At 69.7% G+C, this 25,655-nt stretch carries 24 protein-coding genes; 14 read left to right on the top strand and 10 right to left on the bottom strand.

What is annotated here, in order from left to right:
* Nucleotides 1-68: 68 nt before the first annotated feature.
* Both ACIRCZ_RS02330 and ACIRCZ_RS02325 read right to left on the bottom strand, forming a co-directional pair.
* Nucleotides 69-971: a YegS/Rv2252/BmrU family lipid kinase gene (locus tag ACIRCZ_RS02330; protein ID WP_055892946.1), complete on the bottom strand. Its 903-nt coding sequence runs from the start codon at nt 969-971 to the stop codon at nt 69-71.
* A gap of 349 nt (nt 972-1,320) precedes the next feature.
* Complete coding sequence (locus tag ACIRCZ_RS02325) at nt 1,321-3,438, bottom strand: copper-translocating P-type ATPase (RefSeq protein WP_402851614.1); 2,118 nt, start codon at nt 3,436-3,438, stop codon at nt 1,321-1,323.
* A gap of 92 nt (nt 3,439-3,530) precedes the next feature.
* On the opposite strand from ACIRCZ_RS02325, the gene ACIRCZ_RS02320 reads away from it, so the two are divergent.
* Nucleotides 3,531-4,169: an MBL fold metallo-hydrolase gene (locus ACIRCZ_RS02320; protein ID WP_402849225.1), complete on the top strand. Its 639-nt coding sequence runs from the start codon at nt 3,531-3,533 to the stop codon at nt 4,167-4,169.
* Between the two features lie 6 nt (nt 4,170-4,175).
* Complete coding sequence (locus ACIRCZ_RS02315) at nt 4,176-5,567, top strand: cryptochrome/photolyase family protein (protein WP_402849222.1); 1,392 nt, start codon at nt 4,176-4,178, stop codon at nt 5,565-5,567.
* A 22-nt stretch (nt 5,568-5,589) separates the two neighbouring features.
* Here the strand turns inward: ACIRCZ_RS02315 and ACIRCZ_RS02310 are convergent, their stop codons facing one another.
* A complete protein-coding gene (locus ACIRCZ_RS02310; RefSeq protein ID WP_402849219.1) occupies nt 5,590-5,853 on the bottom strand; it encodes a hypothetical protein in 264 nt (87 codons plus the stop codon).
* A 48-nt stretch (nt 5,854-5,901) separates the two neighbouring features.
* Between ACIRCZ_RS02310 and ACIRCZ_RS02305 the strand changes: the two genes are divergently transcribed.
* Nucleotides 5,902-6,156 carry a hypothetical protein gene (locus ACIRCZ_RS02305; protein WP_402849216.1) on the top strand — a complete coding sequence of 85 codons (255 nt, stop codon included), beginning with the start codon at nt 5,902-5,904 and terminating at the stop codon, nt 6,154-6,156.
* Nucleotides 6,157-6,220: 64 nt separating this feature from the next.
* Nucleotides 6,221-7,027 carry a nuclease-related domain-containing protein gene (locus ACIRCZ_RS02300; protein WP_402849213.1) on the top strand — a complete coding sequence of 269 codons (807 nt, stop codon included), beginning with the start codon at nt 6,221-6,223 and terminating at the stop codon, nt 7,025-7,027.
* Between the two features lie 22 nt (nt 7,028-7,049).
* On the opposite strand, the gene ACIRCZ_RS02295 is transcribed toward ACIRCZ_RS02300, so the two are convergent.
* Genes ACIRCZ_RS02295 through ACIRCZ_RS02285 form a run of 3 tightly spaced genes read right to left on the bottom strand, consistent with a single transcriptional unit; the run spans nt 7,050 to nt 11,014 of the window.
* Nucleotides 7,050-7,958, bottom strand: coding sequence for a metal-dependent hydrolase (locus ACIRCZ_RS02295; RefSeq protein WP_402849211.1), 909 nt, complete (start codon nt 7,956-7,958; stop codon nt 7,050-7,052).
* Nucleotides 7,959-7,985: 27 nt separating this feature from the next.
* Nucleotides 7,986-9,692: an ABC transporter permease/substrate binding protein gene (locus ACIRCZ_RS02290; protein ID WP_055892922.1), complete on the bottom strand. Its 1,707-nt coding sequence runs from the start codon at nt 9,690-9,692 to the stop codon at nt 7,986-7,988.
* Nucleotides 9,692-11,014, bottom strand: a complete 1,323-nt coding sequence (locus ACIRCZ_RS02285; protein WP_402849208.1) for a glycine betaine/L-proline ABC transporter ATP-binding protein — start codon at nt 11,012-11,014, stop codon at nt 9,692-9,694. The genes ACIRCZ_RS02290 and ACIRCZ_RS02285 overlap by 1 nt, the downstream gene beginning before the upstream one ends.
* A 467-nt stretch (nt 11,015-11,481) precedes the next feature.
* On the opposite strand from ACIRCZ_RS02285, the gene ACIRCZ_RS02280 reads away from it, so the two are divergent.
* From ACIRCZ_RS02280 to ACIRCZ_RS02260, 5 genes are all read left to right on the top strand, one after another.
* Nucleotides 11,482-12,450, top strand: coding sequence for a Dyp-type peroxidase (locus tag ACIRCZ_RS02280; RefSeq protein ID WP_402849206.1), 969 nt, complete (start codon nt 11,482-11,484; stop codon nt 12,448-12,450).
* A 198-nt stretch (nt 12,451-12,648) separates the two neighbouring features.
* A complete protein-coding gene (locus ACIRCZ_RS02275; protein WP_402849204.1) occupies nt 12,649-13,500 on the top strand; it encodes an ABC transporter substrate-binding protein in 852 nt (283 codons plus the stop codon).
* A 36-nt stretch (nt 13,501-13,536) separates the two neighbouring features.
* Complete coding sequence (locus ACIRCZ_RS02270; protein ID WP_402851611.1) at nt 13,537-14,424, top strand: amino acid ABC transporter permease; 888 nt, start codon at nt 13,537-13,539, stop codon at nt 14,422-14,424.
* Nucleotides 14,421-15,215, top strand: a complete 795-nt coding sequence (locus tag ACIRCZ_RS02265) for an amino acid ABC transporter ATP-binding protein (RefSeq protein ID WP_402849202.1) — start codon at nt 14,421-14,423, stop codon at nt 15,213-15,215. The genes ACIRCZ_RS02270 and ACIRCZ_RS02265 overlap by 4 nt, the downstream gene beginning before the upstream one ends.
* Before the next feature lie 109 nt (nt 15,216-15,324).
* Nucleotides 15,325-15,606: a hypothetical protein gene (locus ACIRCZ_RS02260; protein WP_055894380.1), complete on the top strand. Its 282-nt coding sequence runs from the start codon at nt 15,325-15,327 to the stop codon at nt 15,604-15,606.
* Between the two features lie 32 nt (nt 15,607-15,638).
* On the opposite strand, the gene sufU is transcribed toward ACIRCZ_RS02260, so the two are convergent.
* From sufU to ACIRCZ_RS02245, 3 genes are all read right to left on the bottom strand, one after another.
* Nucleotides 15,639-16,085, bottom strand: a complete 447-nt coding sequence (gene sufU / locus ACIRCZ_RS02255; protein ID WP_402849200.1) for a Fe-S cluster assembly sulfur transfer protein SufU — start codon at nt 16,083-16,085, stop codon at nt 15,639-15,641.
* On the bottom strand, nt 16,082-17,359 hold the full coding sequence (locus ACIRCZ_RS02250; protein ID WP_402849198.1) for an aminotransferase class V-fold PLP-dependent enzyme: 1,278 nt from the start codon (nt 17,357-17,359) through the stop codon (nt 16,082-16,084). Before ACIRCZ_RS02250 ends, sufU begins: the two co-directional genes overlap by 4 nt.
* A gap of 109 nt (nt 17,360-17,468) precedes the next feature.
* Entirely contained in the window at nt 17,469-17,795 is a 327-nt protein-coding gene (locus ACIRCZ_RS02245) for a hypothetical protein (protein WP_055892900.1), read from the bottom strand.
* 172 nt (nt 17,796-17,967) lie between these two features.
* On the opposite strand from ACIRCZ_RS02245, the gene ACIRCZ_RS02240 reads away from it, so the two are divergent.
* The 5 genes from ACIRCZ_RS02240 (at nt 17,968) to ACIRCZ_RS02220 (ending at nt 23,526) form a co-directional block, all read left to right on the top strand.
* On the top strand, nt 17,968-19,620 hold the full coding sequence (locus ACIRCZ_RS02240; protein ID WP_402849196.1) for an HAD family acid phosphatase: 1,653 nt from the start codon (nt 17,968-17,970) through the stop codon (nt 19,618-19,620).
* A gap of 83 nt (nt 19,621-19,703) precedes the next feature.
* Nucleotides 19,704-19,901 carry a hypothetical protein gene (locus tag ACIRCZ_RS02235; RefSeq protein ID WP_055892893.1) on the top strand — a complete coding sequence of 66 codons (198 nt, stop codon included), beginning with the start codon at nt 19,704-19,706 and terminating at the stop codon, nt 19,899-19,901.
* Between the two features lie 5 nt (nt 19,902-19,906).
* Nucleotides 19,907-20,833, top strand: a complete 927-nt coding sequence (locus ACIRCZ_RS02230) for a Ppx/GppA family phosphatase (RefSeq protein WP_402849193.1) — start codon at nt 19,907-19,909, stop codon at nt 20,831-20,833.
* A 132-nt stretch (nt 20,834-20,965) separates the two neighbouring features.
* Nucleotides 20,966-22,084, top strand: a complete 1,119-nt coding sequence (locus tag ACIRCZ_RS02225) for a M24 family metallopeptidase (protein WP_402849190.1) — start codon at nt 20,966-20,968, stop codon at nt 22,082-22,084.
* A 2-nt stretch (nt 22,085-22,086) separates the two neighbouring features.
* On the top strand, nt 22,087-23,526 hold the full coding sequence (locus tag ACIRCZ_RS02220; protein WP_402849187.1) for a glycoside hydrolase family 5 protein: 1,440 nt from the start codon (nt 22,087-22,089) through the stop codon (nt 23,524-23,526).
* A gap of 53 nt (nt 23,527-23,579) precedes the next feature.
* Here ACIRCZ_RS02220 and ACIRCZ_RS02215 read toward each other — a convergent pair whose 3' ends face one another.
* Entirely contained in the window at nt 23,580-25,631 is a 2,052-nt protein-coding gene (locus ACIRCZ_RS02215) for a hypothetical protein (RefSeq protein ID WP_402849184.1), read from the bottom strand.
* Between the last annotated feature and the right edge of the window lie 24 nt (nt 25,632-25,655).

The following is a 25,655-nucleotide window of genomic DNA, read 5'->3' as shown; positions in this document are numbered from 1 at the left end:
CTTCGCCGCTGTTCCAAAACGGGCGGTGCATCCCGGGCGTGGCGCATCCCATCCCGCGGCCGAGCTGGTCAGGCGAGCACGAGCAGCGCGCCAGGAGCGACGGACACCTCGACCGGCAGAGGACCGATGCGCTCCCCGTCCGCGTACGCAACGACGCCCGGAGCGTCGATGGTGACAGTACGAACCGGCTCGAACGAGACCTCGGCAAGGTCAGTATGCGTTCCGGAGAATACTTTGGGGAACATCCGCAGGAAGCGCCACTTCGGCATCTCCTTCACGATGAAGAGGTCGAGCATCCCGTCGTCGAGGCTGGCGTGCGGGACCACGCGCATCCCGCCCCCGATGGACCGGTTGTTGGCGACGGCGATCAGTAAAGCCTCCCGCTCGACCGGGACGCCGTCGGCCACGACGCGATACGGGATGGGGCGGAGGGTCGCGAGTTCGCGCAGCAGGGCGAACACGTACCGGCTGCGTCCGCGCGGTCTGGTCATCAGGTTGGCGCGCTCGTTGACGGTCGCATCGAAGCCGGCGGAGAGCACGCAGCCGAACCAGGTGTTCAGGCCGCCGTGCGTGACCACCCCTGCGTCGATCCTGCGTGGCGGGCGCTGCAGCGCGGCGAGCAGCGCGTCGATGGCCGCCTCGGTGTCCGCGACCGGGATGCCGAGACCGTCCGCCATGTCGTTGCCCGTTCCGCTCGGCACGATGCCGAGCGGGATGTCCGTCTGCGCGACGATGTTGACGCCGAGGTTCACCATCCCGTCGCCGCCGACCACCACGAGCGCGTCGACACCGGCGGCGACGGCCGCCTTCGCCTCGCGCCGCAGCAGCTCGATGTTCGCCTCATCGAGGGCGACCACCGTGTGCCCGGCCGCGCGAAGCCGCTCGATCGCACGCGGCCCAACGTCCCTCCTCTTGCCGAACGACGCCATCGGGTTCACCGCGACGACGACGGTACGGGGGGATGCGGCCATAGTGCACGATTATGGCCGAACTTCCGCGCGCGGTCCGCACGGGCCCGGTGCACCGCCCTGTCCGCCCGGCGAGTTCCGTCCGAACGGAGACAGCGCTCGACACGCCGCCAGAAACTCCGTCCGAACGGAGCGCACACATCCAGCGATGACGAACTCCGTCCGGAAGGAGAAGCGGCGTGAGGATCACGGTGACCGTTGCGCAGGAGTAATCGGAGCGTTTCCGCGCGAATTCCGTTCGGAAGGAGAAAATGACGGGTGCCGTGGCGTGGTCTCCGTCCGGACGGAGACCACGCACACGGGCTCAGCGGCGCGGCCGCCGGCGACGCGGCTGCGCCGGCACGCAGCGCGGCTACAGCCGCACGCGCCGCAGGAGCTGCGCGTTCAGCGCGACCACGATCGTCGACACGCTCATCAGCACGGCGCCGAACGCCGGGGACACCACGATGCCGATGCCCGTCGCCACCCCCGCCGCGAGCGGCAGCGCGATCACGTTGTAGCCGGCCGCCCAGGCGAGGTTCTGCAGCATCTTGCGGTACGTGGCCCGCGACAGCGTGATCACCTTGGCGACGCCGCGGGGATCGCTGGACGCGAGCACGATGCCCGCCGACTCGATCGCCACGTCCGTGCCTGCTCCGATCGCGATGCCGACGTCCGCCTGCGCGAGCGCCGGAGCGTCGTTGACGCCGTCGCCGACCATCGCCACCCGCGCGCCGCCCTGCTGCAGGTGCGACACCGTGCCTGCCTTGTCACCGGGCAGCACCTCGGCGAACACCTCGTCGATCCCGAGTTTCGCGGCGACGGCCTCACCGACGGCCCGCGAGTCTCCTGTCAGCATCGCGACGCGCACGCCTCTGCTGTGCAGGATGCGCACGGCCTCCTCCGACTCAGGGCGCACCACGTCGGCCAGCGCGATCATGCCCGCCACCTGGTCGCCGCTCAGCACGTAGACGACGGTCTGCCCCTCGGCCTCAGCGGCCGCGGCAGCGCGAGAAACGTCCGCGCTCGGCGCGAGACTCCGTTCGGCGAGCAGGCGCGGCGCGCCCACCGTCACGACGGCGCCTCCGACGCGCGCCGTCGCTCCGCGGCCGCCGAGCGCCTCGAAGTCCGCAGCGGCTGCGACGGAGAGCCCGCGGTCCGCGGCCTCGGCGACGATCGCCCTGGCGATGGGATGCTCGGCAGGCGCCTCGACGGAGGCGGCGAGCGCGAGCAGCGCATCCGCATCCCCGTCGGTGGCGGTGACGGCGGCGACGCCCTGGCGACCCTCGGTGAGGGTGCCGGTCTTGTCGAAGAGGACGACGTCGATGAGGCGGGCGTCCTCCATTGCGTGCCTGTCGCGGATCAGCAGCCCGTTCTTCGCGCCGATGGCCGTGGAGATCTGGGCGACGAGCGGGATGGCGAGGCCGAGGGCGTGCGGGCAGGCGATCACGAGCACGGTCACCACGCGTTCGAGCACGAACGAGGGATCCCCCGGCCGCAGGATCACCCACACGACAAGAGTGAGGGATGCGGCGGCGAGTGCGACGTAGAACAGGAGCGCGGCCGCGCGATCGGCGAGGATCTGCGTTCCGGACTTGCTGGCCTGCGCGTCGGAGACGAGCCGCATGATCCCGGCGAGCGCCGTGTCGCCGCCCGTTTTCGTCACCCTGACCACGAGCGAGCCGCTGCCGGAGATGGAGCCGGCGACCACCTGCTCCCCCGCGCCGCGGGTGACCGGCTTGGACTCGCCGGTGAGCAGCGACTCGTCGAGGTCGGAGCGGCCGTCGACGATCTCCCCGTCCACGGGCACTGCCGCGCCAGGACGCACACGCACCAGGTCGCCGACCGCGAGCGCGCTGACCGGTACGAGCTCGGCGGTGGATGCGCCTGCTGCGTCGGTCCCCACCCGCTCCGCCTCGTCCGGCAGCAGCTTGGCCAGCTGGCCGAGCGCATCCTGGGCACCCATCACCGCCGACATCTCGATCCAGTGGCCGAGCAGCATGATCAGGATGAGGGTGGCGAGCTCCCACCAGAAGTCCATGCCGGGCAGCCCGAACGTGACGGCCAGGCTGTATCCGAACGCGACGACGATCGCGAGGGAGATGAGCGTCATCATCCCGGGCTGACGGCTGCGGAGCTCGTCGACGGCGCCGCGGAGGAACACCAGCCCGCCGTAGAAGAAGATCGCGATGCCGAACACGGCGGGGACGAACTGGCTGCCGGGGAACCGGGGACCGCCGAGGCCCAGGATGTCCTGCAGGCCGTGCGAGAACACCAGGGTCGGGATGGTCAGCACCAGCGTCAACCAGAACTTGCGCCGGAAGATGGCGGGGTCGTGACCGGCGTGGCCGGAGTGGTCGTGCGCGGAATGGTCGTGGCCGGAGTGATCGTGCGCCGCGTGTTCGTGCGCCGCGTGTTCGTGCGCCCCCTGCTCCACGGCAGCGTGGTCGTGGCTGGACTCGTGCGTCTGGTTTCTCGTCGTCTCGTTCATCTCCACACCAGAACAGTACCCCCAGGGGGTATATTCCTCAACCCTTTCTCAGCCAAGTTGCACCGGCACCCTTTTGGGTATTTCCTGATGTCATGAGACTGACGAAGTTCGAACACGCCGCCCTGCTCCTCGAAGAATCGGGAAAGAAGCTGTTCGTCGACCCGGGAAGCCTGACCTCCCCCCTCACCGACACCGCCAACACCGTCGCCGTGGTCATCACGCACGAGCACGCCGATCACTGGACCCCGGAGCAGCTGAACCGCATCCTGGACCTCAACCCCGACGTGCAGATCTTCGCCCCGGAGGGCGTCGCGGCCGCCGCAACCGACTTCAACGTCACCGTCGTCCACGCCGGGGACACCGTCGAGGCCGCTCCGTTCACCCTCCGCTTCTTCGGCGGCCGCCACGCGGTCATCCACGAGAGCATCCCGGTGGTGGACAACCTCGGCGTGCTGATCAACGACGAGCTCTACTACCCCGGCGACTCGTTCACCGTCCCCGAGGGCGTCGACGTGGATGTGCTGGCCACCCCGGCGGGCGCGCCGTGGCTGAAGATCGGCGAGACCATCGACTTCGTGCTCGCCGTCAAGCCCAAGCGCAGCTTCCCCACGCACGAGATGGTGCTCTCCCGCGGTGGCAAGGACATGTCCAACGGCCGCATCAAGTGGGCGACGGAGCAGAACGGCGGCGAGTTCTTCGCGCTGGAACCGAACGACACGCTCGACATCTAGGCCCAGGTGAGCACACACGCAGAGCAGGCGGACCGCCCTGCCGTCGTCTGGTTCCGCGACGACCTCAGGGTCGCGGACAACCCGGCGCTGACGGCGGCGGCAGACAGCGGGATGCCCGTGCTCTGCGTGTACGTGCTCGACGAGGAGTCTCCCGGCGTGCGGGCGCTCGGCGGCGCATCCCGGTGGTGGCTGCACCGCAGCCTCGTGTCGCTCTCGGCGGCACTGGATGCGCTCGGCGGCTTCCTCACCATCCTGCGCGGCCCCGCAGAGCGCGTGATCGGCGACCTGCTGCGCGAGACGGACGCTGCGGCGGTGTTCTGGAACCGGCGCTACGGGCTCGCCGAGCGCACGGTCGACGAAGCGGTGAAGTCCGCTGCGCGGGCGGACGGCAGGGAGGCATCGAGCTTCGGCGCGAACCTCCTGTTCGAGCCGTGGACGATCCGCACCGGCTCCGGCACTCCGTTCTCGGTCTTCACGCCGTTCTGGCGCGCCTGCCTCGCCGCTCCCGCACCGCGCAGGCCACTGGATGCGCCGGTCTCCATCGCCGGAGCCCCACCGCATCCCGGACTCGGCGTCTCCGACCTCGGGCTGCTGCCGACGCATCCTGACTGGACGGATGGCCTCCGGGAGGCCTGGCAGCCCGGCGAGGATCCGGCACACGAGGCCCTCGACCGTTTCCTCGCCGAGGACGTCGCCGCATACACGGCGGACAGGGACACCCCCGGCATCGACGCGACATCGCGACTATCCCCTCGCCTGCGCTGGGGAGAGCTCAGCCCGCACCAGGTCTGGCACGCGACGGCGGCGGCCAGGGACCGCAGCAATGCGGAGGGCGCTGCGACGTTCCTCTCCGAGCTCGGCTGGCGCGAGTTCGCGTACCACACGCTCTTCCAGCGTCCCGCACTGGCCACGGAGAACATCCGCAGCGAGTTCGACGCCTTCCCCTGGCCGCGCCTGCACCCCGCCGCGCTGCGCGCATGGCAGCAGGGCAGCACGGGCGTCCCGCTGGTGGATGCGGGGATGCGCGAACTCTGGCGCACGGGGACGATGCACAACAGGGTGCGCATGGTCGTCGCATCGTTCCTGATCAAGAACCTGCTGATCGACTGGCGGCTCGGCGAGCAGTGGTTCTGGGACACGCTGGTGGATGCCGACCCGGCGAGCAACCCGTTCAACTGGCAGTGGGTCGCTGGCAGTGGCGCGGATGCCGCACCGTACTTCCGCGTCTTCAACCCCGAGCTGCAGCGCGAGAAGTTCGACAGGCACGGCGACTACGTCCGCCGCTGGGTGCCGGAGTGGCAGACGGAGGCGTACCAGGAGCCCATCGTCGACCTCGCGGAGACGCGGAGGGCTGCGCTGGCCGCCTACGACGCCGTGAAGGGACGGAAGACGTCCTGACCGGCGTCCGCCGGCGCGCTCGTCAGCGGCCGTGCTCGGCCAGGATCTGGTCCACGTCGATGCGCTTGAGCAGCGCGTTCCAGTCGATCCGGCGTGCCTCATCGGCTCTGTCCTCGTCGGCGAAGACCTTGCCGCTGCGCTCCACGACGATGCCGGAGGGGAGCATCCTGTTCAGCTCGGCGAGGATCGCGTCGTCGACGGCCTCGGTGTCGAAGTCGGCTCCGACGCCGGCGTAGTAGTCGCCGGAGAGGGTGTACGACACGATTCCGGTTTCGATTCGGCTCATGGGCGGCAGTGTAGTCCCGGCATCCGACGGGAGCGTAGAGTGCGCGGCATGAGCGATCAGAACACGCCGAAGCCCAGGCCGCCGCGCGACGCCGGACAGCACAGCGCCTCTCATCCCAGCGCCGCCAAGCCCAGCGACGGCAAGCCCAGCGACGCCCAGCCGCGCGACGCCGACGAGCTGACCGACGCCGTCACCGGCCTCGGCGCCGACGACGAGGAACGCCTCGACACCGTCGCCGAGCGCAACGCGTCCCTCGAGGAGCGTCTGCCAGGCGACGACGACCTGCCCCTCACCAAGGGGTAGGCCAGCGGATCGCGCCCTGGTTGGGGGCCTGGATGGTCGCGCATCCAGTCGGTACGGTTGCGCGGTGGACAGCCAACGGATGCGCGACAGGGTCGCCGGGTACGCGGTGATGGAGCAGGTCGTCCGGTTGCACGACGACGTTCCTCCCCGCTCGGCCGTCGCCCGCGCGTTCGGCGTGCGACCGGTGACGCCGGACGCCCGGCCGTGGTTCGCCGGCGCACTCGGCGAGCGCGAGGTCGGCGCCACGCTCGACAGGCTCCCCGACGGCTGGACGGCGTTCCACGCGCTCCCCGTCGGCTCCGGCGACGCGGACATCGACCACCTCGTCGTCGGTCCAGGCGGCGTGTTCGCCGTCAACACGAAGAACCACTCCGGCGCTGAGGTGTGGGTGGGCGAACGAGCTGTCCTGGTGAACGGCGCGAAGAAGCCGTACCTGCGCAACTCGGAGTTCGAGGCGTCGCGGATCAGGAAGGTGCTCGCGACGGCCGGCCTGGTCGCTCCGGTGAACGCGGTCGTCGCCGTCGTCGGTGCGAAGAAGCTGACCGTGCGTCAGCAGCCGGCCCGCGTGGCCGTCCTGAGCGCTGACGGCCTGAACCGCTGGCTCACCAGGCGTCCCTCGGTGATCGACGCGGCGACCGTCGCCGCGATCGTGCGCGTCGTGGACGACCCGGCCACCTGGCGGGGCACCCAGCAGAGCCCGCCGCCTGAGCGCCGCGCCCTGACCAGCGCCGACACGGTCGAACGCTTCGACGCCATCGCCCGCGAGGACCGCTCTGCCCGCGTCGTGCGGCTGGGCTGGCTGGTCGCGATCGCGCTGAGCGCGCTCGCGGTGAGCCTGCCTTTCCTGCCAGGCGGGCTGCTCGGGCACTGAGCCCGCAGCGGCGCCGCACCGACTACGGCATCGCCGGAGTCGCCTCTGTGCGCATCAGCAGTTCGAGCGCGCCGTCCGCCTCCTCCAGCGTGAGCGACACCACGACCGACTGCAGCTCGGCCAGGGAGCGCAGGTGCGTTCCCCCGCACGGGATCTCGACCGTGCCGTCCGGCAGGGCGCAGCGCCAGGTGCGCCGCTCCCCCAGGCCGTCGCCGTCGCGGACGATCGACACCGCGGCTCCGGTGGACAGCCACTCCGCGAGCTGCGCGTTCGCCGCCGTCTCCACAGCTGCCAGCGCTTCGGCGAGCTCCGCGGCCTGGAAGCCCTTCTTCCGCAGGCTCTTGCCGATCCGGAAGGTGTCGAGCGACCCGTCCGGCAGGATGCGCGACTCGGTGATCGCGAGCTGGTCGAAGCTGGGGTTGCCCCGCCCGTCCACCGCGACCTCTTTGCTCCACAGCGACGCGAGAGCGCCGTTGAGCGCGAGCGACGCCAGGTGGCAGCCGGTGTGCCCTGCCGAGAGCGCGCGGCGCACCGCAGGGTCCACCGTCACCGTGACGGGCGTTCCCGGCTCCAGCCCTGCCGCGTCCTCCACCAGGTGGCAGACGACGAACGCCCAGCCCTCCGTGCCCGTGCGCACAGGCGCATCCCCGACGAACAGGCTCTCGCCGTCGATCGCTCCCACCACCGCTCCGGCCACGGGATGCACGACCCCGTCCACCGAAAGCGTCCCCTGGTCGGCCGGCTGGTCCGGCCAGACCGGGTCGACAGCGTGGAACGCTGTCCGGTCGAGCACGATCGCCGTGCGGCCGCCCTCGACCGGCTGTGCGATGAGCACGGTGCCGGTCGAGGTGACGTCGCCGTCCGGATAGGTGACGATGGTGTCCGCGTCGATGCTGGTGGTGTCCACGGGATGGGCGAGAGGGAAGCTCATCCGTCCAGGGTACGAGACAGGTCGCCCCTACTTCGTGAGCGAGGCCACGTAGTCCTGGTGCTCGTTCATCCACTTCGTCACGATCGGGTCGTAGTTGCTCGTCTTCTCGCCGTTGAACATGTCGTTCTCCAGCGAGTACAGGAGCTTCGAGTCGAGGCGGAACGACTTCACCCAGGCTGCCGCCTCTGGGAACTTCTTCTCGAAGTCCGCGCTGGCGATCGAGTGGATGGACTCCGCCGTTCCGAGCGTGTTCTTCGGGTCCTTGAGGTCCTTCAGATCGAACTGGTCGTACGCCCAGTGCGGGCGCCACAGCGTGACGGCGATATTGTCCTTGCTCTTCATCGCACTGGTCAGCTCCGCAAGCATGGCCGGCGTCGACGACGTCATGAAGTCGAGCTTCCCGAGCCCGTACTCCGGGATGACCTTGTTCTGCGTCGCCTCGGTGAGGCCTGCGCCAGGCTCGATGCCGACCAGACGGTTGCCGAACTCGTCGGCGTGTGCCGCAAGCTGATCGAGCGAGTCGATCGGGGCGTCCTTGTTCACCGCGATGGTGAGTTTGGCCTCGTCGTTCCAGGCGCCGAGATCCACCAGCGAATCGCCGTACTTCTTCAGGTACGCCTCGTGCGTCGTCGGCAACCAGCCGTCGAACGCCACGTCGTAGTCGCCCGTGCTGAGGCCCGCGAAGGCCGGCCCTGCGTCTGCGTACTCGAACTTCACGCTGTAGCCCTTCTCCTCCAGCACGTGCTTCCAGAGGTAGGACGCCGCCTCGCCCTCCGGCCAGCCGTTGAAGACAGCGACCTTGATCTCGCCCTTGGACGAGTCGGCCTGCGAGACGGCCGCGATGCTGGTGCCTGCGACGGCGACGAGCGCAGCGGCGCCGAGCGCGGCCAGCGCCCGCTTCGGCATCCGCGTGCGGGCGGCGCCGACCGACGCGGTGAGCCGGTCGAGGATGATCGCGATGATGACGACGGAGAGCCCGGCCTCGAAGCCGAGTCCCACATCCACCCTGCTGAGCGCCTGGACGATGTCGCGGCCGAGACCGCCCGCACCGACCATCCCGGCGATGACCACCATCGAGAGCGACAGCATGATCACCTGGTTCACCCCGGCGAGGATCGACGGCATGGCCAGCGGCAGCTGGATCTGGCGAAGGATGCGCCGCGGCGACGATCCGAACGCCCGCCCCGCCTCGACGATCTCGCTGTCGACCCCGCGGATGCCGAGCTCTGTCAGCCGCACGCCCGGCGCCATCGCGAAGATGATCGTGGCGACGATGCCGGGGACGACGCCCACCCTGAACAGGATGAGGGCGGGGATTAGATACACGAACGCCGGCATCGTCTGCATGAAGTCGAGCACGGGCCGGATGATGGCGGACGCGGTCTTCGACCGGGCGGCGAGGATGCCGAGCGGGACGCTCAGCGCGACAGCGATGGCCGCGGCGACGATCACCAGGGCGAGCGTGTCCATCGCGTTCGACCACTGGTCGATGCCCGCGATGACGAGGAGGCCGACGACAGTGCCTGCCCCGAACACCCAGCCACGCAGCCAGACGCCGAGCACGGCGAAGATCAGGATGATGCCCCAGAACGGCGGGGTCTGGAGCACCCAGTCCATGCCGTCGTAGAGGCCGGTGAACACCGTGCGGATCACGTCGAACACGGGGCCGAAGAACTCGGTGACGAAGTCGACGACGCTGGTCGCCCAGTCGCCGAGAGGAAGCCGGACATCCATCAGCGCACCTCCTCGAGCTCTGGTTCTCCGCCGTCTCGCGCAGCAGCTCCCTCAGCCGTGTCGAGGAGAGTCTGGTTCATGACATCCGCCGGGATGGTCGCCGGGGGCTCCACGATGATCGGGATCTCCGTGGTCTCACTCGTCACGTTGCCGAGCGCGGCCAAGAGCGTGACGCGCGGAATCACGCCGAGGAGACGGTGATTGTCGTCCACGACGGCGAGCGGAAGGTCGCTGCCGACGGACAGCTCCACCAGCTCGCTCAGCACCTCGTCGCGGGAGACGGAGGCGATGCCGTCGTCGATCACGGTCGACAGGTCGGACTGGCCGTCGCGCACCTGGCGCATCACATCCCTGTCGCGCACGGCGCCGAGCAGACGTCGCCCGTGCCCGACGACGAACGCAGCGGAGGTCTGCAGGTCGCGCATCGTGCGCACGGCGGCGCGCGGACCTGCGGCGACGGTGACGAGCGCGCGAACCGGCTCCATCACGCTCGCTGCGGTGAGCACGCGGGCGCGGTCGACGTCCTGCACGAAGCTCTCGACGTAGTCGTTGGCCGGGTCGGTGAGGATCTCCTCCGGGGTACCGATCTGCACGACACGGCCGTCGCGCATCACGGCGATCCTGTCGCCGAGGAACATGGCCTCGTTGAGGTCGTGGGTGATGAAGACGATGGTCTTGCCGAGCTGGCTCTGCAGTTCGAGCAACTGCTCCTGCATCTCACGCCGGATGAGCGGGTCGAGAGCCGAGAACGCCTCGTCCATCAGGAGCACATCGGTGTCGGCGGCGAGGGCGCGACCGAGGCCGACGCGCTGCTGCATGCCGCCGGAGAGCTCGCCTGGCAGCTTGTCGCCCCAGCCGGACAGGCCGACCAGCTCGAGGACGGTCTCCGCCTTCGCGCGACGCTCGGCGATCGGCACGCCCTGCACTTCGAGACCGTATGCGAGGTTGTCGAGCACGGTGCGATGCGGGAGGAGGGCGAAGTGCTGGAACACCATCGAGATGTGCTTCTGGCGCACATCCCGCAGCTTTTTGGACGGCAGGCCGGTGATGGTGGTGCCCATCACGGCCACGTCGCCCGCGGTCGGCTCGAGGAGGCCGTTCAGCAGGCGGATGAGGGTGGATTTGCCCGAGCCGGACAGCCCCATGACCACGAAGATCTCCCCGGCCTTCACCGTGAAGCTCGCGTCGATGACCGCCGCCGTGCCCGAGGCGGTCACGTCGTCGCGGGTCGCCCCGCTCTTCAGCCGGCGGACGACGTCGCCGGGTTTGCGTCCGAACACTTTGTACAGATTCCGCGCCTCGACGGCGGCGATTTCGCTCACGTGATCTCCGTGGCACGCGCTCTACTGCTCGGCGTGCTCCTGGTTGCGCCCGGGTGGGCAGCGTGAACAGCGGGCGACTCAAGCGGGTCGTGCGACGCGCGAATCACCGGCTGCCGACGCGCCATCGGGGCACGCCCACACCGCCCGACCGTACGCTCCGACCTGCGGGGCCGGTGTACACGGCGGCCCCTGTTCCCGGAACGCGGGCTGGGTTGTTGCGGCCCCGTCTCAGCCGGTCGCGGTTCAGCCGTGGCGGCGAACGGGGCGACTCGACGCTATCAATGTGTTTGCACAGAAAGCCAATCGAGATTCTGCATTTCACTGTGCATTCCGCTTCCGGAATGTAAGCACATCCGCGTCAGGATGCGGATCGCTCGGGTCCTGGCATCGTTACCTTTCCGTTACCTGAGTGCGCCGCCAGACGACCCCTCTTCCACCGACCGCGGGATGTGCGGCAGACTCTCCCCATGACCTCCGACACCGGCGATCACGCCTGGCAGCGCGTCCCGATCGAAGCCCAGACCGTCGACGCTCCTCTGTCCCGTTCCGCTGTCTTCCTCGTCGTCTCCGTTGCGGACAACGACGAGGCGTTCGCCATCGTGAAGGACGTCCTCTCCGGTCTCTCCGACCTGGTGAAGACGGTCGGCTTCCGCGACCTGAACGCGCATCTCTCCTGCAATGTCGCGGTCGGCGCGGCGATCTGGACCAGGCTGACCGGTCGCGGCCTCCCCCGCGAGCTGCATCCGTTCGCCGAGATCCGCGGACCGGTGCACACCGCCGTGTCGACGCCGGGCGACCTGCTGTTCCACATCAGGGCGGAGCGGGGCGACTTCACGTTCGAGTTCGAGCGCCTGCTGCTGTCGGCTCTCGGCGACGCTGTCGAGGTGGTGGACGAGGTGACAGGATTCCGCTACTTCGACTCCCGCGACCTGCTCGGCTTCGTCGACGGCACGGCCAACCCCACCGCAGGCGAGATGGCGTCGTCCACGCTCGTCGGCGACGAGGACCCTGAGTTCGCGGGCGGCAGCTACGTCGTCGTGCAGAAGTACCTGCACGACCTCGGGAAGTGGGGCTCGCTCCCCACGCCGTCGCAGGAGGGCGTGATCGGGCGGACCAAGATCGACAATGTCGAGCTGGACGACGCGGAGCACGGCCAGAAGTCGCACAAGACCCTCGCCACGATCACCGACGAGTCCGGCGTCGAGCACGACATCCTCCGCGACAACATGCCGTTCGGCCGCGTCGGCCACGGCGAGTTCGGCACGTACTTCATCGGGTACTCGCGGGCGCTCTGGGTGATCGAGCGGATGCTGCAGCGGATGTTCATCGGCGATCCGGAGGGCAGCTACGACCGCATCCTCGACTTCTCCACCGCCACCACCGGCACCACGTTCTTCGCCCCGTCGCGCGCCATCCTGGACTCTCTCGGCGACTGAGCTGCGCGCGGCGACTGACCTGGCCATGTGCCCCGCAGGTCTCCTTTCCGGCGGAGTATCGCGCCGTACCCGTAACACTGTGACCCGCGCATTGCCCGCGCCACGACGGATGCGCCATGCTGAAAGACCCCCGCACTCAGCACCAGCACCAGCACCACACCCCTAGCTCACCGCCCTCTCTCACAGCCCGGAGTCGCCATGTCCCGCCGTCGCATCCTCACCGTCGCAGCCGTCGTCGCTGCCGCAGCTCTCGCTCTCACGGGATGCGCATCGGGCTCAGGCTCGACCGGCACCGGCAGCGCGAAGGCGGACGACGCGTACATCACGCCGGGCAAGCTCACCATCGGCACCGCGGAGCCCGCGTACTCGCCGTGGGTGATCGACGACAAGCCGGAGTCAGGAAAGGGCTTCGAGTCTGCCGTCGCGTACGCGGTGGCAGACAAGCTCGGCTTCGCCAAGGGCGACGTCACCTGGGTGCGCACCACGTTCGACCAGGCCATCGCGCCGGGGCCGAAGACGTTCGACTTCAACCTGCAGCAGTTCTCCATCACCGACGAGCGCAAGAAGGCCGTGGACTTCTCCTCGCCGTACTACGAGACGACGCAGGTCGTCGTCACCATCGGCTCCTCCCCCGCGGCCAAGGCGACATCGCTGGCCGACCTGAAGAAGCTCGCCATCGGCGCCCAGTCGGCGACCACGAGTTTCACCGCTGCGGAGAAGGAGATCGCGCCGGCGGGCGGCGTGCAGGCGTTCAACTCGAACGACGACGCCAAGCTCGCCCTGGAGAACAAGCAGGTGGATGCGATCGTCGTCGACCTGCCGACCGCGTTCTACCTGCGCGACGCCGAGCTGAAGGACGGGAAGATCGTCGGCCAGCTTCCGAAGGCGTCCGGTCAGGACGGCGACCAGTTCGGTCTGGTGCTCGCCAAGGGCAGCGCCCTCACCGCCAAGGTCACCGCGGCGGTCGACGCGCTCCGCACCGACGGCACCCTGGACAAGCTCGCCGCGAAGTGGCTCGCCACGGACGGCAACGCCCCGGTGCTCAAGTAGCGGTGCGGAAGCGCTAGCGTTCATCGGGTGAGCACCATCCAGCAGCCGGGCGCCGCCCAGCCCAGCCCTGTCGAGCCTGGCCCGGTCGAGCCGAGCGCCGTCGAGCTCGGCCGCCGCGCCTTCCGCACGAAGCAGACCACCCGGTCGGTGCTGATCAGTCTCGCCAGCACCATCGTCGTCGCCGTCCTCGCCTGGTTCTTCGTGATCAATACGCCGGGCTGGGCGGCGGTGCAGCAGACCTTCTTCGATCCCGCCGTCGCCGTGCAGGCCTGGCCGAGGGTGTTCGACGGGCTGCTGCTGAACATCCGGGTGCTCGTCGTGGCGGCGATCGGCGTGCTGATCGTGAGCATCCTGATCGCCACCACGCGCACCCTGCGCGGGCCGATCTTCTTCCCGCTGCGCGCTCTGGCGGCCGGATACACGGACCTGTTCCGCGGGATGCCGCTCATCATCGTGCTCTACCTGGTCGGCTTCGGCCTGCCAGGGCTCGGCGTCTTCCCTCGGATGCCCGCCGAGTTCTGGGGCACGATCGCACTCGTGCTCGTCTACTCCGCCTACGTCTCCGAGGTGTTCCGCGCCGGGATCGAGGCGGTGCATCCATCGCAGCGGCTGGCCGCCCGCGGTCTCGGCCTCAGCCACTACCAGACGCTGCGCCTGGTGATCCTCCCGCAGGCCATCCGCAAGGTCACGCCGGCGCTGATGAACGACTTCGTCGCCATGCAGAAGGATGTGGGCCTGATCTCCATCCTGGGGGCAGTGGATGCGGTCCGTGCCGCCCAGATCGAGACCGCCGCCACATACAACTTCACCCCGTACGTGCTGGCCGGCCTGCTGTTCGTGGCGCTGGCGCTGCCGATGATCCGGCTCACCGACTGGTATTCGGCCAGGGTGCGCAAGCGCGAGCAGGTCGGGAGCATCGTATGAGCGAGCAGACGGTCACCCCGGTGCCAGGCGCCGCCCCCGAGCCTGGCCCTGCCCCCGTCCTCCGGCTGACCGGGGTCCGCAAACGGTTCGGCGACACCGAGGTGCTGCGCGGCATCGACCTGGACGTGCAACGCCACGAGGTGGTCGCCCTGATCGGCGCGAGCGGGTCGGGCAAGTCGACTCTGCTGCGGACCATCAATCTGCTGGAGCGCATCGACGACGGCCAGATCTTCCTGGGCGACGACGACATCAGCGACCCGCGCACCAGGATGGACGCCGTCCGCGGCCGGATCGGCGTGGTGTTCCAGCACTACAACCTGTTCCCGCACCTGTCGGTGCTCGACAACGTGACGCTCGCCAGCCGCAGGGTGCACCGCATCCCGAGGAAGGCTGCCGAGGCGAAGGCGCACGAGCTGCTGGGGGCGATCGGCCTCGGCGACAAGGCGAAGGAGTTCCCCGACCGGCTCTCCGGCGGCCAGCAGCAGCGCGCGGCGATCGTGCGCGCCATCGCGACCGACCCGGAGCTGCTGCTGCTCGACGAGGTCACCAGCGCCCTCGATCCTGAGCTCGTCGGCGAGGTGCTCGAACTCGTGCGCGACCTCAAGGCGTCCGGCACGACCATCGTCATGGCCACGCACGAAATGGCGTTCGCGCGGGATGTGGCCGACCGGGTCGTCTTCCTCGACGCCGGTGTCATCGCCGAGCAGGGACCGCCGGCGCAGCTCTTCGGCGCACCACGGGAGCAGCGCACGCGCGCGTTCCTCTCCCGGTTCTCCGGCTGGGTCGCGTAGCGCCAGAGTCAAGCCGGCGACGGACGTGTTACGACGGCGCCGCAACAAAAGAAACAGGCTGTCATCTTCGTGGCAGGGGATGCGCGTACCGGGATACAACTATCCGATCATGTCGCGCATCTTCACAAGCAGATTCAACCCTGGCAAGGCCCGCTGGGAGCTGGTCGTCAGTCCGAAAGGCGACGTGTACGCGTTCCCGCTGACACTCGCCATCGCGCAGCGCCAGGTGCTCGACGGCCACCGCCGGTATCTCGTCGGCCACGTGGCGAAGGGCGCGCAGACCTGGACGGCGAGCGGGCCGTCCGGCCTCGTCTTCGGCACGACGTTCCCGTCCCTGCCCTCCGCTCTCGAAGCGATCGCCGACGAGGTCGACCTGGCGCCGGTGCCGTAGCCGTCCGCCGGTGCCCGAACCAGGAGGCGACGCTACGCGGCCGACTTCGCCAGCGCGTCCTCCAGAGCGACCCAGGGCAGCATCGCGCACTTGATGCGGGTGACGTACTTCGAGACGCCGGCGAGGGCGACGGCGTCGCCGAGCAGCTCCTCGTCGCCGTCGATCGCGCCCTTCGACTGCATCAGTTCACGGAACGCGGCGACCGCCTCCGTGAGCTGCTCGCGCGACACGTCGTGCACGATGTCGCTGAGCAGCGACGCGGACGCGGTGGAGATGGAGCAGCCGTGTCCCTCCCAGCTGATCGAGGCGACACCGCCTGCGGCCGATGGATGCACGTTCAGCGTCACCTCGTCGCCGCACGTCGGGTTGAGCTGGTGCGAACTGCCCGCCGCATCCGGCTGGAGGCCGTAGCCGTGCTTCTCCTTGGCGTGGTCGAGGATGACCTGCTGGTAGAGGTTCTGAAGGTCGGACGAGCTCATCGGTCGACTCCGAAGAAGGCGCGGGCGTCGGCGACAGCGGCGACGGCCGCATCCACCTCGTCCGCTGTGTTGTACAGGTAGGTGCTGATGCGCGTGCTGGCCGTCGCGCCGAACCGTCGGTGCACCGGCTGCGCACAATGGTGGCCGACGCGCACGGCGATGCCGCGGTCGTCGAGGAACTGGCCGACGTCGTGCGAGTGGATGCCGTCGACGACGAAGCTCGCGAGGCCGACCTGGGGAACTCCGCGGCCGGGGCCGAGCACGCGCACGCCGGGGATCTCCGCCAGCCCGTCCAGGATGCGCGCCCCCAGTGCTTCCTCGTGCGCTTCGATGGCGCGCATCCCGACCGTGTCGAGATAGTCGACGGCCGCGGCGAGCGCGACAGCCTGCGAGACCCGCTGGGTGCCGGCCTCGAAGCGCTGCGGGGCCGGCAGGTATTCGGCTCCCGTGAGGGTGACGGTGGTGATCATCGAGCCGCCGGTGAGGAACGGCGGGAGCGCGTTGAGGAGTTCGCGACGTCCGTAGAGCGCGCCGACCCCGGTGGGGCCGAGCATCTTGTGGCCGGAGAACACGGCGAAGTCCACGTCGAGCGCGTGCAGGTCGAGCGCGAGGTGCGGCGCGGACTGGCAGGCGTCGAGCACGGTGAGCGCGCCGACTTCGCGGGCGAGGGCGACGAGCGTCTCGACCGGGTTGATCGCACCGAGCACGTTCGACACGTGCGTGAACGCGACGATCTTCGTGCGCGCGCCGATGATTCCGGCGGCTTCGTCGAGGCGCAGCTGCCCGTCGTCGTGCAGGCCGATCACCCGGAGCGTCGCACCGGTGCGGGCGGCGAGTTCCTGCCACGGCACCAGATTGGCGTGGTGCTCAGACTCGGTGACGACGATCTCGTCGCCATCGCCGATCCGGAACCGCGCCGCCTCGTCTCCCCCGCGCCCGAGGGACGCGTTCGAGATGCTGTACGCGAGCAGGTTGATGCCCTCGGTGGCGTTGGAGGTCCAGACCAGTTCGTCCGCGTCGACGCCGACGAACGCCGCGACTCGCGCTCTGGCGTCCTCGAACAGCTCGGTCGCCTCTCCTGCCGTGGTGTGCGCGCCGCGGTGGACGGCGGAGGTGTATCGCTCGACGAACGCGCGTTCGGCGTCGAGGACCTGGCGCGGTTTCTGCGACGTGGCGCCGGAGTCGAGATAGACGAACGGATGCCCGTTGACCTCGCGCGCGAGGATCGGGAAATCCGCACGGATGCGGGCGATGTCGATGGTGTCGGTGTACATGCGTTGAAAACCTTACTTCCTCTGACTGCAATGCAGTCGAGGGTTACGGCATTCCCGCGCACCGTCCCGGATGCGCGTTTCGCGCACCGTCTCGTGCGGTTGCGCAGCGCTACGAGTCGCGCCCGACCGGCGGCTCCCCGACGAACTGGTGCGCCTCGGAAGCGAGTTCGGGCCAGTCCTCGAGGTCGGAGATTCCGACCCACGAGCCCCGCGCATCCACCACTCCTCCGGATGCGGGAGCCGCGACTCCGCGGTCCACCAGGTCGAGCGCGCGGGAGGCCGGCAGGTCGAGCACCAGCCTGTCGCCGTCGAGGAAGGCGAAGAGCTTCCCGTGCACGTGAAGGCCTTTCTCCGTGGCGACCACGTCGTCGTCCGGGTCTTCGAGCAGACGGGTGGCGAGCAGGTCGAAGGCGACGTTCGGTGATGCGTCTGTCATGGCGCGATGCTAGGCCAGCGCGAGCGGGCGGACAAGAGGGGTCCGCTCATCCGCGCGGAGACGGCCGCGAACTCTGGCGCGACCGGCCGCATCCCGCTATCGTGCTCGCAGGCCCCCATTCGGGGGTGGCCCCCCTCGACCGATTGGTGTTGCGATGTTGCTCCGGTCCTCTGTGAAAACCTCTCGTCCCCGCGGCCGTCTCGCGGCCGGTGCGGCTGGCGTGCTCGCACTCGTCGTCGGCTTCGGCGTCGTGAACGCGTCCGCGGCGTCCGCCTGGGATCCGGGGCCGGGCCACGGACAGCAGCAGCAGCTCGCGCCGCGCACGTCGTTCACGATGGCGGCGGACGGGTCGAGCGGCGCGACGGCGGGAGGCGAGGGCATCCCGAACATCGACTCGGTGAAGAAGACCATCGCCACCTACTACGGCGACCCCGGCACCGGCATCGCCGACAAGACCGCGTCGCCGTACATCAGCGAGATGTCCACGATCATCGCGGGCGAGACCGCCAAACTGCAGGCGGAGTACGCGGCTGCGAAGGCCAAGGGCCAGAAGCCGGCGATCGTCTTCGACGCCGACGACACCACGCTCTGGACGTACGACATGGAGGTGGCAGACATGCACTTCACCTTCAACCCCGCGGAGCAGGACGTCTGGGTGCAGGACCAGCGGTTCCCGGCCACTCCGGCGATGGTCGCGTTCGTGAACAAGGCGGCGGCCATCGGCTTCACCGTCTTCGGCCTCACCGGACGCAACGACAACCAGAAGGCGGCCACCCTCGGCAACCTCAGCAAGGTGGGATACACCCCGTTCACCGCCGCGAACTTCTACACCAAGTGGACCGGCGTCGGCGCATCCCAGCAGCCGTCGTACATCACCTGCGCCGCCGCGGCGTGCACGACAGTCGAGTACAAGGCCCTCACCAGGAAGCACATCCAGGATCTGGGTTACACGATCGACCTCAACGTCGGCGACCAGTGGTCCGACCTGCAGGGCGGCTACGCTCAGCGCGCGCTGAAGCTGCCGAACCCGACCTACTACCTGCCTTCGCCCGACCTGCCAGGCGTGAACGAGCCGACGCTGGCCCCGCGCACGCACTTCAGCATGGCGCCGGACGGCACCAGCGGCGCGACGGCCGGAGGCGAGGGCATCCCGAACATCGACTCGGTGAAGAAGACCATCGCCACCTACTACGGAGACCCTGGCACCGGCATCGCGAACAAGACGGACTCCCCGTACATCCGCGAGATGCGCAGCCTGGTGCTGCGGCAGCTGCCCGTGCTGGCCGCGACCTGCTTCGTCGAGAAGAAGCTGCACAAGAACCCGGCGATCGTCCTGGACGCCGACGACACCACGCTCTGGACGTACGACATGGAGGTGGCAGACATGCACTTCACCTTCAACCCGGCAGAGCAGGACGTCTGGGTGCAGGACCAGCGGTTCCCCGGCACGCCGTCGATGACCACGCTCGCCACAGTCGCCCAGAAATCCGGATGCACGCTCATCGGCCTCACCGGACGCAACGACGACCAGAAGGCCGCCACGCTCGGCAACCTGGCGAAGGTCGGATACACCGGCTTCACCGCGCCGAACTACTACACCAAGTGGACCGGCGTCGGCGCATCCCAGCAGCCGTCGTACATCACCTGCGCGACCGCGAAGTGCACGACCATCGAGTACAAGTCTCAGACCCGCAAGCACGTCGAGTCGGCTGCCGGCGGCAAGTACGACATCGTCGCCAACTACGGCGACCAGTTCAGCGACCTGATCGGCGGCTCGGCCGACCGCGCCGTGAAGCTGCCGAACCCGACGTACTACCTGCCATAGGGAGCGTTCCGCTCGTGCGGAAGGTGCGGTCGCGCGCGTCGCGACCGCACCTTCCGCGCTAGGCGCACCGGTATTCTTTCCCCATGGTCGAACGCACGAACGGGTCCCCCTGGTATTTGATCGGCGGGATCGTCCTCGTGGCGGTCGGGCTCGGCGTCCCCCTGCTGATCGACGCGGCGAGCGGGTCGACGCAGTGGATCGTGCGCGGCGTCGGCGTGCTGGTCGCCGTCGGCGGCGGCGTGCTGATCGGGTTCTGGGTGCGTCACCGGCAGGGTCGCTGACCGCGATGAGGCTCGGAGTCCTCGACGTCGGTTCGAACACCATCCACCTGCTCGTCGTCGACGCGCATCCCGGCGCCCGGCCGATCCCCGCCGCCACCCACAAGTCGGTGCTGCGGCTGATGCGCTACATCGACGCGGACGGCGCGATCAGCGACGAAGGCTGCCAGGCCATCCTCGACGCCATCGCGTCGGCCATGCGCGTCGCAGAGGCGGAGGGCATCGAGGAGCTGCTGCCGTTCGCCACGTCCGCCATCCGCGAGGCAAGCAACGGGCCGGCGCTGCTCGCGCGCATCACCGCGGAGACCGGCGTCGACTTGCAGGTGCTGTCCGGGGAGGACGAGGCGAAGCTGACCTTCCTGGCCGTGCGCCGCTGGTCCGGCTGGTCGGCCGGCGACCTCCTGCTGCTCGACATCGGCGGAGGATCGCTGGAGATCGCCTCCGGGCGCGACGAGTACCCCGACATCGCCGTCTCCGTGCCGCTCGGCGCCGGACGCAGCACCATCGGCTTCCTGCACGACGACCCGCCGACCGAACCGCAGGTCGACGCGCTCAGGATGCACGCCCGCTCCGTCCTGCAGGATGCGGTCGGCGGCTTCTCCGGACGCGCGTCCGGCGGCCACGTGGTCGGCACCTCCAAGACGATCCGCTCCCTCGCCCGCCTCGCCGGGTCGACAGCTCCCGGGCCGGGAGGCAGCGAGCGCAGCCTGCTGCGGCGGTCGGAGCTCTCCGACTGGGTGCCGCGCCTCGCGCAGCTACCGGCGGAGGCGCGCACCGCACTGCCGGGGATCACGGCCGACCGCACGTTCCAGATCGTCGCGGGCGGCATCGTGCTGCGCGAGGCGATGCGCGCGTTCGGCGTGGACGAGCTCGAAGTCTGCCCGTGGGCGCTGCGCGAGGGCATCATCCTGCGCTACCTCGACCACCTCGCCTGACGCGGCGGCACCCCGCTCTTGACGCACAGTCGGCAGACCGCTTTCGCGAAACCGCTTTCGCGAAACCGCTTTCGCGAAACCGCTTTCACGGTAAGGTGGACACATCCACAACCGATCGGGCGCAGGAGCACGATGAGCGAGCACGGCACGGGCCGCACGGCCACGACCACACCCACCCCACCACCGACCACACGCACAGCCACCCCCGCCGAGTTCGCGACCAAGCTCGGCCGCGTTCGCGAACTGCTGACCGCCGGAGGCGAGCACGCCATCGCGCTCGCGACGCGCGAGTCGCTCTCCTGGCTGCTGTGCGGAGCGCGCGTGACCGTCCCGACGAACGGCGACCCTGTGCTCAGCGTGCTGGTCGACGCCGACGAGGTCACTGTGCACGTGCTCGCGAACGAGACCGACCGCATCGTGTCGGAGGAGCTCGCCGGACTCGGGGGGTTCGCACTGGTCGAACATCCCTGGTTCGTACCTCTCCCCGGCACAGCCTCGCGGCCCGTGGCCGGCGCGATCGCAGAGCACAGCGTCGCGCCCGAACTGCGTTCCATGCGTGCCACACTGCTCGCCGTCGAGGTGGCGCGCTACCGCTCGCTCGGCGCCGACGTCGCAGCGGCCGTCACCGCCGTCGCCCGCGCCGCCCGCCGGGCCGACACCGAACGCCGGCTCGCTTCCGAGCTCTCGCGCGCCGTGGTCGCCACCGGCGCCGAGCCGATCGTCACCCTCGTCGCCGGGCAGAGCAGGCTCGACCTGCGGCACCCGCTGCCGACCGGCGCCCCCATCGGGGATCGCCTCATGCTGGTCGTCGGCGCCCGCAGAGACGGTCTCATCGTCAACCTCACCAGGTGGGTCGGCGACGAGCCAGGCGCCGCGGAGGCCGACGCCCGCCTGCGCGAGGTCGAGGCCGCCGCGTTCGCCGCGACCACCCCTGGCAGGCCGCTCTCCGCCGTCCTGGCCGACATCGCCGCCTCGTACGAAGCGCACGGCTTCTCCGCCGACGAGTGGATGCGCCACCACCAGGGCGGTCCCACCGGCTACGCGGGCAGAGACCCGCGGGCGACCCCGGCCACCGCCGACCGGGTGCGCGACCGTCAGGCGTTCGCCTGGAACCCCAGCGTCCCGCGCGGCAAGGTCGAGGACACCGTCGTCATCACCGGCGGCGTCACGGACGTGCTCACCGCCGACCCCGACTGGCCGACCGTCGTGGTCGGCGGCCTCGCCAGACCGATCGCGCTCCCTTTCTCCTGACCATGCTCGACGACCGACTCACCCCGGAACGGATCACCGTGAACGACCTCACCTTCCTCACTGTCCGCGACAGCGACATCGTCGACGAGACCGGCAGCGTCGTCCGCCTGTCGGGCGTCGGCCTCGGCGGCTGGATGAACATGGAGAACTTCATCAGCGGCTACCCAGGCAACGAGGAGCGCATCCGCCGCCTGCTGCTCGACCGGCTCGGCAGGGAGGCGTACGACGCATTCTTCGACGAGTACCTCGACGGCTTCATCGACGAGCCGGATGCCTCGTTCCTCGCGTCCATCGGGATCGACAGCGTCCGCATCCCGTTCAATTACCGCCACTTCGAGGACGACGCCCGGCCGTTCCGCCTGCGAGAGGAGGGATTCGCGCGGCTGGACAGAGCGGTCACCACGCTCGGCAGACACGGCATCCGGTCCATCCTCGATCTGCACGCCGTGCCAGGAAGGCAGAACCAGCACTGGCACAGCGACAACCCGACGCACGTCGCCGAGTTCTGGAACCACCCGCACTTCCAGGACCGCGTCGTGCACCTCTGGGAGGCGATCGCCGAACGCTTCAAAGATCGCCCGGAGGTCGCGGGCTACAACCCGATCAACGAACCGGCCGATCCGAGCGGCGACGTGATCCTGCCCTTCTACGAGCGGCTGGAGAAGGCGATCCGTGCCATCGACCACCGGCACATCCTGTTCCTCGACGGCAACAAGTACTCCACCGACTTCAGCGCGTTCGACCGCCGCTCCGACCCGCTGCCGAACACGGTGTACACGGCGCACGACTACGCGCTCCCCGGCATCACCAGCGCGTCGGAATACCCGGGGTGGACCCGCGGAGAGTATTTCGACCGGGCTGCGGTCGAGCAGACCTTCCTGCGGCGCACAGAATACATGCGGCGGACAGGGACGCCGATCTGGATCGGCGAGTTCGGGCCCGTGTACACCGCCGACCGGACCCAGGATGCGTTCCGCCTGCAGTTGCTGCGCGACCAGTTGGACATCTACCGCGAGCACGGCGCGAGCTGGGCGCTCTGGACATACAAGGACATCGGCCTGCAGGGCCTGATGCACGTGCGCGAGGACAGCGAGTATCTGCAGACGATCAGGCCGGAACTCGAGACCAAGGCCAGGCTCGGCGTGGACTCCTGGGGCGGTTCGGACGCGGGAGTGCGAGACATCCTCGACCCGATCGACGCCGTGTTCGCCAGAGAGTTCCCCGACTTCGCGCCGTACCCGTGGGGGCGTCAGCCGCACGTCGCGGTCCTGGTGCGGCACATCCTGCTGGCCGAGCCGCTCGCCGAGCGGTTCGCCGACCGGTTCCGCGGACTGAGCCCAGACGACGCCAGGCGGCTCGCCGGCGCGTTCCGGTTCGGGAGCAGCGTCGAGCGCACCCCGCTGGTGGAACTGCTGCGGGAGCACATCGCCGCAGGCCGCTGAGCCGCCGAGCCCCCGAGCCCAAGGGCCGCCGCGCCGCCGAGGCACTGGCGAGGCTACGGCAGGGGCGCGATGCCCTCGTGCCGCACGCGCCAGCCCGCTCCGAATCCCGGCGCATCCGCTGCTCCATCGAACCCGGCCGCCATCATCCCGGCCGCCAGCAGCAGTCCCCCGTTGCCGGGAAGGTAGATCGGCAGCGACTCGTTCTGCCGGTTGTGCCCGTTGACGAGATAGGTGTTCTTCGGGCGATCCATCAGCAGGCAGTCCACCGCCAGCTCGGGGGCGCCGAGCCTGGTCGCCGTCATCGCGGCCATGGGGAAGTCCCAGCCCCACGTGGAGTCCCAGTCCCAGTCGGCCAGCACGTCGTCCAGCGTCGCGCGCATGGTCTCTGGATGCACGAGCGGGGTGCCGGGAACGACGCCCAGTGCGGCGAGCATGCTCGGGTGGTCGTCGCGTACCAGGGAGGGCGGGGTCGCCAAAGCCACGTAACGGCCATCGCGCTGCGGTAGCGGAGCCATCCCGGCCGCGACCGCGCGCCACCGCGACGGCACCGTCAGTCCGAGGCGTTCGCGCCAGCGACAGGCGACGCCGAGTGCCCACGCCCAGTACGCCAGCTCGAATGCCGGGTCCTTCGCCGTCGCCCTCGTGTCCGCGTACGACTCCTGCGCCGGCACCAGCGGCGGACCGAGGTGGAAAGCTCCGTCGTCGGCCGCGGCGAAGGCCGCCATGAACTCCGCCGTCTCGAACACGACGGTCGCCCAGCGCTCCAGCGTCTCCCGTGACGGGTCCGCCCGGTAGAGCAGCTCGGCCAGATGGATCGGGTGCGGCTGCTGCCAGACCAGGAACGGCCCGATCGGGCTCGGCGCCTCGCGGCCGTCCGGTCCCACCTGCTTGGGCCAGCGCGCTCCGGGCAGCCCCTGCGATCGCGCCGTCGCCCGTGCCAGGTCGATCACGGTCTCGTACCACGGCATCGAGCGCAGCAGCAGCTCCGTTCTCCCCCACGGCGCCTGCCAGGCCTGGTGCCACCAGTGCATCTCCAGGTGGAACTTCCCGCGCCATGAGTTGAGCATCAGACCGGTCTCCGCCGGCGGCTGACTTCCCGTATTGATCGCGGAGAGGTACTGCGAGAGCACGATCCGCCGCTCGAGCTCCTGTGCGCGCGAGTCCTCGCTGTCGGCCAGCTCGATCGCTCCGCCACTCTCCCAGAACCGCGCCCAGTGCGCGTCGCTCGCCGCGAACACCGCGTGCGCGTCGAGCATCGCGCCGTCCCTGCCATGCGGCAGGAACTCGAGCACCACCTCCTGCGGCCGACCCCCGTCCGTCGCGCGCAGCACGAACGCGTGCGGTCCGACGCTCTCCAGCTCCGCTCCGCTCACCGTGAGCTGCACGGCGTACCGCGTTCGGTCCAGGATGCGCTCGATCCGCCACCCGTCCTGGATGCGCGTGGCGCGACTGGTGTGCGCGTCCTCACGCATCCAGTCGGCCGCGTTGCCCCACGCCTCTGAGCCGTATGGGAAGGCCAGCCGCAGGCCAAGCTCACCGGTGCCGTGGATGCGGACGGCCACAGCGTCGCGATCCGGGTGCACCGCTGTCTCGGTGCGGAACGGACGCCCGGCGATCCGGAACGAGCTGCTGATCCGCCCTCCGGTCAAGGACAGCCGCTGGTCGATGTGCGTCAGGTCCAAGGCTGTGGCGGCGCTGTCCCCCGTCCACAGGCCGATCCTGCCGAGGTCGAGCCTGTGCGGGTTGTTCCTCAGCCACTCCTCGTCCACGGACTGGCCGCTCGCGCTGTCCGCGCTGAGCGCGCCGCCGAGGTCGGCGTAGAGCGCAGGCCCGTGTGGACTGTCGTATGCGTGCAGCGGCAGCGCCAGGCCATCTCCTCCCGGCGTCGAGTGCCACCCCCAGGTGCTCATCGTGCCGAGCATGGTGCCCGGTTGCTCGCCGTAGCGCGCCGCCACGGGATACGCCCCCGGGAACGTCTGCAGCCCGGTCGGATCGACCGTGAAACCGAATCCGCCGTTTCCGACGCTCAGCGGCGAAGACGGGTCGATACTGTCGACGTGCACGTCGTGGCGGGCGACGAGCCGCGCGCGGTCGATCTGGGGCATCTGATCACTCTCTCGGAGGGAAAG

It is taken from the genome of Leifsonia sp. NPDC102414, from assembly GCF_044765685.1.
Classification (GTDB): Bacteria; Actinomycetota; Actinomycetes; order Actinomycetales; family Microbacteriaceae; genus Leifsonia.
This window is presented reverse-complemented; position numbering and strand designations above follow the sequence as displayed.